Source organism: Flavobacterium sp. (assembly GCF_044361015.1).
Classification (GTDB): Bacteria; Bacteroidota; Bacteroidia; order Flavobacteriales; family Flavobacteriaceae; genus Flavobacterium.
Genome location: NZ_JBIKJL010000011.1, coordinates 37367 through 51920, shown reverse-complemented (window position 1 = coordinate 51920; position 14554 = coordinate 37367). Strand labels below are relative to the sequence as shown.

3 protein-coding genes are annotated in these 14554 nt (G+C 39.0%); 1 reads left to right on the top strand and 2 read right to left on the bottom strand.

The annotated features are described in order from the left end of the window. Window positions 1-6776: GEVED domain-containing protein (locus ACIQ2Z_RS04940; protein ID WP_396183043.1), on the bottom strand; the 6776-nt coding region annotated here is incomplete at its 3' end. Between the two features lie 658 nt (window positions 6777-7434). Beyond that, entirely contained in the window at window positions 7435-13107 is a 5673-nt protein-coding gene (locus tag ACIQ2Z_RS04935) for a T9SS sorting signal type C domain-containing protein (RefSeq protein ID WP_396183042.1), read from the bottom strand. A gap of 823 nt (window positions 13108-13930) precedes the next feature. On the opposite strand from ACIQ2Z_RS04935, the gene ACIQ2Z_RS04930 reads away from it, so the two are divergent. Further along, window positions 13931-14314, top strand: a complete 384-nt coding sequence (locus tag ACIQ2Z_RS04930) for an HU family DNA-binding protein (protein ID WP_396183041.1) — start codon at window positions 13931-13933, stop codon at window positions 14312-14314. Window positions 14315-14554: the final 240 nt, after the last annotated feature.

Sequence of the window (14554 nt, the reverse complement as noted above, 5' to 3'; positions counted from 1 at the left end):
GAAGCTTGAACAGCTATACGGTGAGCACTATACGTTGCATCAGCTGTAAAACTAAACCACACATCATCATCTGCATTTCCTGGTGTAATCGCAGAACAAGCAGTAATGGCTGGTGTAGCTGTAGCATTTTTACTATTGTAAACATTACCACATACGGTTGTACATGGATCAGAACTTACACCAATTACAAAAGCACCAGCAGGATTATCATTAGCCGGAACAGTTGTTGGTGCAGTACCTCCACTGTAGGCAGCAGCCGGTACAAAACGAATTTGTGAATTACATGCCGGTGACAAACGTAAATTTGTTTGTGAAGCAGTACCAAAATTAGCACTATCCGTAAACTGTTGAATCAATCGATTAGAAGTGGTAGCCGTTGCCGGAGAAGTACCATTCATACCTACTGTATAAGTAAAGGTAGCTCCATTGGTATTTCCGTTAAACAATTGCATAGTACCATAATTAAACTCAATTGAGTTATCGCTTTCACGTAAAACAACTTGGAAATTCATATTAGGATCTCCATAAGTGAAACGTTCCATTTCAGCCCATTCTACAGTAATCACAGCAGAACCGCTTCCAAGCACACCATCCACTTTGTATTTCATGGAAGTGTCTTTGTTCGCTAAACTGTTTCCTTGAATAACTAAGTCATCCCAGAAAGGAGCCAATACATTGTTCTGACCGGTTGAAGTCAAATCGTTAATATATTGAGCAGAAGTTTGAGCTGTATTGAATGTCATCCAACCATTACTGGTTGCATAGAATCCGGTAACAGCCGCTCCATTATATTTAAATGTTGATCCTGCTAAACTCACTATATTAGTTCTTCCATCATCTGCAGATGTTAATGAACTATAAGCAGTACCGGTACTCATTACTGAATTATAAGTAATACCTGTATTTCTTGTTACGGTATAATTACAGTTATTCACTGTAACTGCTACTGTTGAAGAAGGAGTTGACAATCCTGAATTAGTACAAGTCACTAAGTTATAATACTCAGAACTTACTGTTAAAGCAGGAGTAGTGAATGTTGCTAAGTTTGCACCACCAATTGGAGCAAAAGTTCCAGCCGGTAATTCTCTGCTATACCATTGGTATGTTAAACCAAGTTCTGCCGGTACACCTGTTAAACCTAAGTTTACTGTTGAACCACTACAAACACCAGCTGAAGTAGTTGTTGCAGTAGTAGCAATAGGAGTTCCCGCACAAGAAGGAGCAGCAATGATATTTACAGTATAATCTTCAAAAGTTCCCCAAGAACCTGTATAACAAGGAGTAGATGGGCCTGAATCAGTATCAGTTCCTCCAATTCTCATTCTAGTAATTCCTGATGGAATTCCAATTGGCAATGTAATTGAACCTGAAAGCGTTGTTGGATTAGCACTTGTTGATAAACCAAGATAAACTTGCTCACCTACATCTACAAAGTCACCGTCTTTATTAAAATCAATCCAGATTTTTGTTCCATAAGTATATCCAGTTTGATAAGTAATACTGAAAGGAACAGTTCCTCCTTCATTTAAATCAGTTGACAAGTTTGTGTAGTTACCATAATTTCCAACTTCACTACCTGTAGTATTATTAATTGTACCAATAGTAACATTAGTAATACCACTTCCATCAACAGTTGATGGTGCCGGTACACAGTAATCATTTACTGTCAATAAAGCTCCAACAGAGTTTACCACACAAGTACCAGAAGTTACTTTTAATCTGTAAAATCTTCCACCACCTGTTGCAGCACCTGCAGAAGTGATAACACTTAACGATGCTGTATCAGCACCAGCGTAAGTAATTCCAACCGGTGTAGCATCCACTACCGGAGCATAAGTACCTCCTAAAGTAGTTGAAAACTCCCATTGGTAAACCGGAGCATCAGCCACCACTGTAGAAGTGAATGTAGCCGTGTTACCTCTTACGATAGTAGCGGCAGCAGGATTACTCACTGTTGGGTTATTGATTGTTAAAGAAGCCACATCAGACGTTGCGGAAGGACAAGAACCTGCACCATTTAAAACAACTTGATAGTAATAGGTACTAACAGGAGTTGAACTAGTTGTAGCTACTTGTAAAGAAGTGGCTGTTGCAGTATAAGTCGCTGCAGTTGGAGTTCCATTAGCAACAGCAGTCCAAGGACCCATCGCTGAGGTAGCATATTGCCACTCAAAACTACCTACAGTACCGCTTGATTCAATTGTAAACGTTGAAGTTCCACCAGAAGCACAATTCACCGCGTTAGACGCTTGAACCGTTACAGCAGGAGTTGAATTTACAATTAAACTAGCTGCAGAAGAGAATACAGTATTGGCAGGACCATCTACTTGCACATAATAAGAATAACCATTGTTTGCAGCAGTTATTCCACTTACTGTTAAAGAGGCTGTTCCGTCTCCTGAATAAGACAATCCACTGGTTGAAGTTGAAACCGGTTCAAAACCTAAACCTGAATCTTCATACCAAGTATACCCACCTGGGTTAACGTCACCCGAAGTAACAACAGTGAACATAGCAGAACCATTATCACATATTGTTTGAGTAGTTGGTTGTGCTGTAATCGCTGTACTTCCAACTGAAAGCACCGTACTTCCAGAAATTTCAGAACCACAAGGAGCAGCACCGGACACTTCACAATAAAACTCTGCCCCGTCAAGTGTTTCAGGGGTATTTGTAATAACTAATGTGGCTGTGTCAACATCACTAAAAGTAGCATCTGCCACAACCTCTACATACTCATCTAAATCAGCATCGTAAATAAACCATTGGTACGTTAATCCATCTCCTGTAGCCACTACAGAAATAGAAGAATTCGTACCGGTTTGAATTGATTTTGACAAAGGTGGTTGAGTAGTAATAGTTACTTCTTCTAATACATCAACGTCATACGTTTGTGTAGTAGTACAACCAAAATCAGTTATAGAAAAAGAAATAGTAACGGTACCGGAGGCAACTCCTGTTACTAAACCATTTCCATCTACTGTTGCAATTAAGTCATTAGATGAAGTCCAAGCATTTCCTGCTCCACCCGGTACTAATTGTAAAGTACCATTAGTACATACTTTAGTATCAGGTCCTGTAATAGGATTATTGGTTGGGAATGGGTTAATCGTTAAATTAACCGCACTATAAGCAGTTCCACCCGGTGTGATTACTGTAAGTAAATCAGAGGTAGCTCCTACCGGAACAACAAAGGTAATTGTTGTTGGATTAACTACGTTAAATGTAGCAGCTGTTGAACCAACTAATACGTCAGTAACACCAATAAAACCTGAACCGGTAATAGTAACCGTATCTCCGCTTTCACAAACAGAAGTTGGTGCAAAACTAGTGATGATTGGTGGTACATTTTCTACGACCACATCATCAACAAATAAAATCCAACCGTCAGCCGGTGCAGCATCTCTTACAAAAGCAAGATAAACAATTTGACCTGCAAAAGCTGACAAATCAACTGTTAATTGCGAATAAGTTGTTGAAGTTACCGGAGTTGAAGCTAAGGCTACCGTAGAAAAATCAGCAAGATTTGTTCCGGTTGTAGAAACTCTAACTGAAACTTCATCCGGTTCTCCAGCTGATTGTGCTCTTACCCAGAACGTTAAACGTTTTGGGGTAGTTCCTAAGTCTAAACGAGGTGTAATTAAATAATCATTACTTAAAGCAGTATCGAAATCAGTATTGATTGAAGCACATCTTACACCGGTTCTGGCATTTGAAGTAGATAATCCCCATGTGCTTGCATCGGCATTTCCATCAATCACACGTAAACAATTTACAGTACTTGTTTCAAAACCTTCTGTCCATGGGAAAGAAGTTACTGTATCACACAAAGTGTTAAATGTATAAGCCACAGTCCAATCACTTAAATCCCCTAATCCACAGTCCGATTGAACGTAAACAGAGTAAGTAGTGTTTCCTGATAAACCGGAAGCAATCACAAATCCTGTTGACGCAGAAGTACCGGCTTGGAATAATCCTGTTGCACCACTACCGGCAGCACCGGATGTTCTTACTTCATAGTTATACCCTACGGATGGGGCAGGAGTTGGAGCAGTCCAGTTTAAAGTGGCTGCAGAGGAAGTAACTCCTGAAGCAATAAGTGCAGTTGGAACGAAACAAGTAGGTTCGGCCAACACATTTAAAGTATAGTCTTCAAAAGAACCCCATGAACTATTGTAACATGGATTTGTAAGTGGTTCAGCATCTGTACCACCAATTCTCATGCGGTAATTTCCTAGTGGTGTACCTAATGGAATAGTAAAACTTAACGTTAAGGTAGTTGGGTTAGTAGCCAAAGAAGTAGCTTGTACTAATTGCTCACCCACATCATTAAAATCTAAGTCATTATTAAAATCTACCCAAATAGTAGTTCCATATGTAAATCCTGTTTGATAAGTTACATTCACGGTAGAAGTAACTCCTCTACGTAAACTACCTATTTGAGCAGAATAATCACCATAATTGCCAGCCTCAGTAGCTGTAGTATTATTTACTACGTTTGGAGAAACCCCAAAACTAATATTCGTAATACCTGAACCATCAACACTAGTTGGAGCAGGATTACAATAACCTGTAAAAAATGATGCAGAAGTTGCCCAAGCACTATAAACACCCGGAGCACATTCTGATCTTACATGAAGATAATAAGTAGTATTAGCCGTTAACGAAGTAGAAGCCGCAGCCGGACTTGTCACTACATCACCACTTGCCGGTGGAGTAGCAGAAGTTGTAGCAGCCCACTCATATTGTGTTGGCGTTGGTGAAGGCACATTCCATGCAAAGTTAGCACCGGTTGTTGAAGTTAACGTCGCTGTTAAACCATTTGGCTCGATACAGTTTGGTGTTTCAATCGCAAATAAGTCATCAATAGACATATCATTTGGAACACTATTATGAATTACTTCAATAAAGAAATAATAATTTGCAGTTGCCGGAGCCACATACGTACCTTGAATTTTTTGATAAGTAGTATTAGTAGCCGCTGAAACGGTAGTCAATAAAGTAGCTCCTGCTAAAGAAGCAGCCGTATTTACATATAATTTTATAGATGTCCATCCTGATATTCCATCAGTTAAATACCAAGCACCCATATCATACGATGAGGCAGCGGTTAACGCTAATGGTGCAGAATATAAATATTTTGCAACTGTTGGAGTCCATCTGATATTTTGATAAATAGAACCTGTTCTTGGTGCAGCACCGGTAGCAGTAGTTGATCTTGTTAACGGATGTGAACTACTGACCGTACATGATGCAAAATTAGGCACTACTGCCGTTTCAAAACTTTCACTGTAAGGAACTGATGCAGCACTACAAGTAGTTACTGTTAAAGCATTGGTTCCTGTAGATACATTATAATAGTAATCATAAGGACCGGATCCACAACGTATATATTCATATACTTTTACAAAATAAGAGGAAGATAACGACAAGCCTGAAATTGCAACAGAAGCAGTCGTATTATCAAACATAATTTGTTGACCTGAACCGGCATAAACAGGATTTGCCACTAAAGCAGCTGCTCCTGTAACATTCGTTGGGTCAACAATAGGTGAATCACTTAAAATAACTACACGTCTTGTTCCGTTTCCATTTGTCCATGCTAAGTTAAACCCAGACCCGGTAATGGCAGAAGCCACTGCGTTACTCACTTGAGTAACCGGATTGTTTGGAGCAGTAACTGTTGCATAAGCCGTTGGTGTAGATAATCCACTAGCCGTACAAGTGGTTAACAAGCGATAATAAACCGTAGTTCCCCCATAAACCGGAGGAGTGTAGGTAACTGCTGTTTGAGCAGGAGAAACATCTGACCAGCTTCCAGGTAAACTTGGATCTGATGGAGAAACAGCCAATTGCCATTTAAACGTTAAACCGGTAACGCCGGAAGATAAACCGGAAGCTGTAAGTGTACCTACACTAGCACCTAAACATACATTTTGTAATGCCGGAGCAACTGTACCCGCTAAAGGCGAACCCGTACAAGGAGATGGTGGTGTCCAAGTATAAGTTTGACCTGATGTAGGGAAAACAGTAGAAGAAATAGTAACTGTTGAAAACTGTGTTCCAGCAGTTGTTGTAGACCAGTTTGTGGTGGTCGTTCTGTTGCTAAAATCACTTGTAGTTGAAGTTCCTCTTAATCCAACTTGTCCTGTGTAAGAAGTATTTCTAGTACTGCTACCATAAACAATTTCAACAACATTTGTGGTTTCATACAACTTAATTTGCATGTTGAGGTTATTACCAGTACCATTATATTGAATTCTCCAGTTTGTATATTCAATAGTTAATACTTGGTTTGGTGCAGTTCCACTTAATTGTGTAAATACTCCACCTTCTGCTAAACCATCCCTTCCAAATGCAGCAATAGAATTGGTGTTAGAAGTTGTTGATATAGTGTTAGACGTTGGAGCTGCACTTCCGAGACGTATAATTCCATTAGAATTAGCTACAAATTGAGTAAAACTTGTTCCATTGAACACAAAGTTAAACCCAATATTTGTGGCAGCTGATGCACCGTCATCATTTCCTGGAGCAATTATTTGTGTGCCCCCAGTTAAAGCAGTATAAGTTCCGCTCGTTTGAGCAAAACCATAATTAGTTACCTGCGACCAAACATTGCTGCCAGTCAATACCGTTAATAAAATAAAAATACTCGTAAGCCACGACCATCGCGACTTACTGGATGTGACATTGGGCGGTTGCCCAACTACATCCGGTTCTCGGTTTTTGAGTATCGTCCCCAAACGAATCCTCAAGGAATTGTAGTTATTAATCATAAATAAAAAAATTGGTTTTAAATTAAGTGAGTGAATATAGTAATAATATTAATATCACGTTAAGTAAAAACAGACAAATCGATAAAAAACACTTTTTAACGATAAAGTGTAAAGCATGTTTTTAAGAATAAAATTAATGTAAATACACAAAAAACAACCAAACCTTATATTTTATGCATGTTTTGAATAAATATGATTTGATTTTATCAATGTTAATTTTAGTTAAAATAGCTTTAACCTTTGTCTTGTTAATTTAATGTTTGAGTGAATAGGGTGAAAGTGAGTTGAATCTTGTATTGAAATCCTTGAAGATACATTTTTACGGTCATTCGATAATGCTTCGACAGGCTCAGCAGGACAGTAGCTTTTTGAATTGCATATTTCTTTATATTTTATTCTTAGCACTTCGCTAATAAATTGCACACTGTCACACTGAGCTTGTCGAAGTGTTTTGAGGATGCTTCGACAAGCTCAGCAGGACAGCAGAAATTAGAAGTGTTTTCATCTTTATATTATATTCTTAGCACGTTTACAATTTATTGCACACTGTCACACTGAGCTTGTCGAAGTGCTTTACTTTCAAAAACAAACACTTTGTGGCTCAAAACAAAAACCCTCGAAAATTCGAGGGTTTTTTTATCTTAAGTTGAAACTAAGCCTAGTAGATTACTTTTTTAGTAATCAACTCGCCCGCTTCAGTTGTGATTTGCACTAAAAGTACTTGTTGAGCCGTATTCAAATGACTGAAATTAACATCGGTTGCATTGATGTTATTTTTCTCTGCCACTAAACGTCCTCTAATGTCAAAGATTTTTACTTCTTTCATCAAGGTTACACCTGTGTTAATAAAGATAGTTTGGTTGTTTTTATAAACCACCACACCTTCTTCATTAAAGGTTGGTACCCCTAAAGTTCCATTTTGGAATTGCAATTCAAAACGCTCTTCAAAAGTTCCGACAGCAGTAGTAAAACTATAGTTGCTTTCTCTTAAATCATGAATCACATTTAACACTTTATCTTCTAAATAAATCGCTTGACCTTGAGCAAATAATCCGTCAAAATCGGCTAATTGAATTTCAAAGGTTCCGGCTACTGTTGTTTTAAAGCCTAAAGGCACTTCATCCGTATCTGCAAACGGCAACGCTCTTCCTTGAATGGTCAATTTATCTTGATTTAAAACTGAATACAAACCAACTGTATTTCCGGCTTCTATAAATTCACCGTCAAAACGTGAATCACGGTCATTGGTTGCTCCTTCAATATACCCTACTAAGGTTTGTTTGAAAGCTCCTTGATTATTAAGCACATTTAACCATACGCGGTGTTTTTCTATACTTTGATTGGCATTTCTAAAGAACAATCCGTTATTTCCGGCTACCCGAATCGTGTTATTAAAGGTAACTGTTCCGTTACTTGATGCTTCCGCAAAGAACCCTTGACCGGATGCAATAAAACCTGTTGGTGCTGAATTATTAACACCTAGTGCTCCCGCAGCTGTTCCTGTACCCCCACTTGCATTATAAGAAGCATAATCATTAGCAAGGTAAACCTGTCCGTTACTTGGCGTATTATGCGTCCAGAAATAAAAGTTACCGGTTAAATGAGCTGAATTTTCAGACCATAACTGATCGGCATCTATGGCACTTGGATATGGATTTCCTAATAAATTTCTATTTTGTTCTATACCGGCAACCAATCCATTATCAAAAACATTAATGGAGTAAGAACCATTGCGAGGACGACCATAAAATTCTCCCGGCCATGTAGCAGGAACTGTGGTACTCATAGTTGCGGGAGCACGAATGATATACCCATTTGCCGCAGCCATAACATGTGTAATCACACTTGGTACAACTGCCCAAGCATATACACCAGGTGCACTGTTGAAGGTATAAAAACGAGCATTATTAGTGTTAGGTGAAAAGTTTTTAATGATTTGATTATCTACCGGACTTGACCAATAGGTATAATCATATTGAATGATATTTGTTGTGTTTCTAACATAACGAATAGAACCTGAATTTGCCGTATTCGAAGTTGAATTTTGAATTAAACTGGTACCGCTATCAAAAACAACAGAATTTGGTAAAGCCAATAGGTCTACCGTTAATCCGTTTTGAATGGTAACTGTAGCATTGCTGGTTACGTTCATTGTTGCGCCTAACATCACTTGAATGGAACAAGCACTGATGTTAGCATTCACCGTGTAATTACCTGTAATGATAACACGTTTGGTAATGTCAGGAGTTCCGTTAGACCACGTACTCACGCCCGATTGAATGGTTGTTGGAATAGTCACAGCAACTCCAGGTGTAAAAACATTATTACAAGACCCCGTTCCAACCACTGCTCTAAAATACCTTGTATTGTTAAACGTACCAAACTGAGCCGGTGTTAAGGTGATTGTGGTATTGGCAATTGGTGTTACTCCTAACGTAAAGGCAAGGTTATCGGCATATTCCCAACGAATTACATTTCCTACATGACCTGATAAGGTTAAATTAGTAAATGATGCAGGATTACAAAAGGTTTGACCTCCACCGGCAACTGTTCCGGCCACCACCGGTGTTACCGTTATGGTAGCAGTAGCAGAAGCACTACATCCTGCAGCATTAGTACTAGCGGTGTACAAGGTATTAGCAGCAGGCATAGCATATACTGTTCCGGATACCGTATTTAAGGTATAAGGTGTAGTAGCTGATGCATCAGTATATAATCCCGGAATAGGCGTTACAAAATCTGTTCCTACGGTTGGCGGTGTAGTATTCCAAACGATTTGAGCGTTTTTAGTTCCACGCACCGTTATGTTATCAATTGACCAATGCCAAGCCCATTGTGCATCATATTTAAATCTTAATTTTAAGTTGGTTTGCCCTAAATAAGCCGCTAAATTAATTCCTACTAAAGCAAAATTTGCGCGAGTTCCTTGTGAAATAGTATTGTAAAGAGCTAAAGGACCCGGCACCCAAGTTGTACCACCATCGGTAGAGATTTGTACTATCGCTGCACCATTAGGATACCCTTGGTAATAATGATAAAAATATAAGTTAGCATCTGAATAATTAAACAAACTAAAGGTTGGAGATACTAACGAAACACTAGTATTCGTACCGGAACCTTGTGCATCGGAATTGGCCATAATGAAAGTAGAACTATCATTGGTAGTAAACGTTCCACCGTAATTATACCCATTTGGTCTATCAATCCATGCTGCATTTGCAACAGCTCCACCGGTAGAAAGGTTTATTCTGGTCCATGCCGGAGCACCACTTTCAAAATCTTCACTTAAAGCCAAACTGTTATTGACAATTCCACCCGTAGCGGTTAATAGTTGAGCCGGACCGCTTTGACAAACAGTTGGTGTAGCAGGCGTTACCACAACAGCAGTTGGTGCCGGTGTAGCAGTATAGGTAAACTTAACGGTATTGACACTAAAAGGTGCCGAGGTTTGAACCGCCGTTAGCGTATAAACCGTAGTTGTTGTATTTGAAAATGTCCATCCTAGTGCGGCACTACCTCCAACTCCTGTTGCAGGAGACCAAGTAAAATTGTTATAAACTGGCGATGCCCCTGCTGTTAAAGTTACTACCGGTGATGCTGTATTGGCACATTGCGAACTTGACGAGGAAGAAAGTGTTAACGCCGGTGGCGGTGGCACTACTCTAAAAGTATAATCTTCAATTTCTCCTTGTTGGTCAGCACCTTGTGTGTTAATTATACAAGGGGTTGGGTTGGTTGCCCAATAATCGGTTAACACTCTCATTCGGTAAAAACCGGCAGCTACGCCCGGTACTACAAACGAACCGGTAGCCCCTGTTACATAAGCAGCTGAATTATACATGCGTTCGCCCACTTCAAAAGTGGCGTTGTTATTCCAGTCAACCCAAATAGCAATCCCTGTGTTAATCGGTGTGGTTACTCCTACTGTAAAACCAACACTTAAGCCGGGAGCCTGAGTTACAATTTGACCCGTAAAATCGCCATATCCGGATGGTGTTGACCAACCCGATAGGTTAGTAATATTGGTAATACCATTTGTCGTGGTAAAATTATTGATATACGTTGTGTTTCTGGCGCTCGAAGGAATACAATAAGGTGGCACATTCAGTGTAGTAAAAGTAATATAACTTGACCAAGCACTGAAATCAGACCCACCACATTTACTTCTAACCCATATATAATAAGTAGTGTTATTTGCTAACCCGGTTAAATTCACAAACGGAATACCGGCACCAACAGTTCCTGATGGAATTACATTGTTTCCTAAAACGATTTCAACCACCCCTGTTCCGGCAGCAGTTGTTTGAGCAGGAATAGCGTTTCCTGTTCCGGAACCAACAGCCGTGGCCACAAACTGTAGACCAATGGTATTGGATGCCGCTCCGATGGCGATGAAATTAGTTGATCCAACTGTATTAATCGTATAGGTTTGACCAATAACAAACGAACCCGCAGTTACCGGCGGTGCAGTAGCAACAAAAGTATGCCCTATGGTGTTAGAAGAGGCTCCAATGGTGGTAAAGTTGGTTGTTCCCACACTGGTAATGGTATAAGTTTGCCCCACAGCTATTAAACCTGAACTGGCATTCACCACAGGATTGGTAGTAGTTATATAATAAGGATAACCATTGGCAGGTGGTAAAGCAGGCGGTGTCCAACTCACGGTAGCAGTAGTTGAAGCAATTCCTGAGGCTGTTAACGCCGTTGGCGGAACGCAATTTGATTCATAGATTTGAATTTCTTCAACGAATAATTTCCCTTGAGCCGGTAACGAATAAGCTCTAAAACCAAAATAGAACACATCAGTTGACGGAGCTGTAAAATAGATTACATTACTAGAAGGAGATCCTTTTATATTGGTGTGGTTATCTAACGGAATGGTCATGGATGCACTTTGTGGTTGTAAACCATACTTTACTTCCATTTTATTGGTAATGGTAGACGGTACACTTGAACCTCCGTATTGATAATCCATACGGTAAGTTGTTCCGGCGGTTAAAGCAATTCCTTCGGTATAGAACCAAACGTTTGCTGCTTCAGTACCACTTTGAGAATACATCAAATGGTTATCGAAGAAACCTGAATCAGGATCTGCATTGGCTACTGTCCATAAATTTCCTGTTCCAATGTTTTGTCTGGAGGTACAAGGAGGGAGAGCAGGTGCCGAAGCACCTTCAAAATCCTGTAAATAAGGTGTTGTTACTGCATTACATAACGTGGTAAATGGCCCTACTGAAACCCAAGCCCCAAAAGAACCACCACAATTTGACCTAATATATGCTGTATAAGTTGTGTTTGCCGTTAATCCGGTAATATTAATAGAAGAGCCGGAACCTGTACCCGCCACATCATTTACTCCTAAAGCAGTGCCCGGAGCACCCGCTGTTCTAATTTCATATTGGTAGCCACTGGCTGCAACCGGTGTTGGCTCCGTGTAATTCAACGTGGCCGTATTGATTAAAACGTCAGACATAAACAAAGAGGCTGGGGAAGAACAATTATTTGGAACCCATTTGAATAACCTGAAATTAGTTGGAAGACCTCTGGTTCTAAGCGTATACGTATTTGCTCCAGCAGGTGACGCAAAAGTTTGAAAATTATTTATCCAAGTATTTGTATTATGGTAAAATAAATTCCAATCCGAATTATTTGAACCCCGCAAACCAAGTTGACCATAAGCAATTGCAGTAGCGGCAACAGTTGTATTAAATCGAACTTCAATCTCATCTGTTCCTTCATAAAGCCAAATTTGAGCATCCCATCTAGATGAAGTTTCACTACTTATTCTTCTGAATGCTCTCCATTCAATTTTTAGGATATAATTTCCAACTCCACCTGAAGTATCTAAAAAATATGAAACAGCATTATCCTGTGGTGAGCCAGAAGGAGGTCCATTCAACAATAAATTTGTTCCATAAGCGGAAATTGCACCACTATAGCCTTCCGCACTTGCCAAAGGAGCATAATTTGTAGCAGTTGGAGCACTTCCAAAGGTGATAAATCCATTTGGAGATACCCACGTAGAAGTTACAGTTGCTCCATTAAATTTAAAATCAAACCCTAGGGGAACAAAATTAATGTTTACAGCAGGCTCATCATTCCAATTTCCACTAATTAAAATTGTTTTGGTAGCACTATTTAAACTAGTGTAGCCTCCACTCAACGTAATATCGGATTGGGTTGGTGTTAAATAATTACTCGCTACCTGTGCGAAGCTGTTTTGCACAGACAACAACAAAAAAGTTGTTAAGACAACCGTTTTCATTAAAAGTGTTGGCGAGGCAGTACCCAATACTTTTTTGGTAGCATTCAATAGTAGTGTTGAATTCATAGTTTTTATTTTTGGAAATTCAGTTTTTTTAATTTTTTTATTTCAATCTCGGTTTTTTAAGGTTAAAAAAAACCTTAAAAACAGGTAAATTTAAAAATGCTTGCATTACAAACGCTTTTATTGCAAATATCGACCATCGTCAAAAATCATCGATTAATTAAAAATATAAAAATGATGTGTTTTAAATTTCTGACTAAAAACTACTATAAATCATTTCAAATCAGCCATCTAAAGCCATCATTTATTGCATTAATAGCAACAAAAATACATTTTTTTGTGAATAATAATCACTAAAAGTGACCTAATTATTAACACAACAAAATTGTTTTGTTAAAAAACCGCACAATAGTTTGTTATTCTATTACGAAAGGGTAAATCTAAGCAGAAATGTTAAGCGAAGGTTATTTTTTCGATAAAGAGCTATTAAAATCGTTGAAGGGAGATGAAAGTTGGTTATAGGTTGTTATAGGTTAGGTTTAAACTTATTTTCACTGAAAGGATGCTTTTCGAAAAACTTGATTTTTTGTTGTTGTAGCCACGTAAAGTCACCTTTGTATACCTTTACCATTTTCTAAAAAAGCATTCCTTTTTCCTTGCGAACACCACTAAAACTGTTGTTAATAGTTTGATTTACAAGGTATTTTTTGTATTTTTAAACGTAAAAAACCTAATAGTCTTGTTAAAAACTAAGGCTGATTGTGAATAAGTTTAACTTTCATTCTCCGATTCGCTGCGTTATATTTGGTTGTCAGTTAGGTCTTACTAAAAATGATAGTATAGATACTAAGACAAACAATTTTTTATTCATTTAATACCATAATCTATGAGTGTTAAATTTCAAGTGGTGCCACGGAAAAATCCGAGGGATTTAGGGGCACCGGAAAAATTCTATGCAGCTGCTATCGGAGATGGCGAGGTTGACTTAGAGGGGTTGGCAGAAATGATTGCCTACCAGTGTACCGTAACTGATTCTGACTGTTACGCGGTGTTGACTGCTTTAGAGCACAACATTGTGAACGAGTTGAAACAGGGACGCATTATTAAATTAGGTCGCTTGGGGAATTTCCAAGTGGGCCTTAGTTCGGATGGAAAAGAGACTGCCGGTGAGGTGAACTCTTCCAGTATTCGAAAAAACAGGGTGCTTTTTCGCCCGGGTAAACGTTTACGCTCGATGCTAAACAATGTATCCTACCGAAAAGAAGGCTAGAACCTGCTTTTGAGAGCTTCTTTTTAGAAGTTCGAGGGTCTCGAGTTCCCGCTCGAGGCCCTTTTTTTATGCTTTACTTTTCTAATTCGGTTTCCTTTCGTCTTGATGACCTCATCTTCTTGTCTTGACCAATCAATCTACTCCTCTTGACGAAGCAAAACGCTCGTCTTGATAAATTCAAAAAAAAGTGTATTTTGATGATTTTTTTTGTGGTTTTAAGCAAAAGACGAATATTTTGAG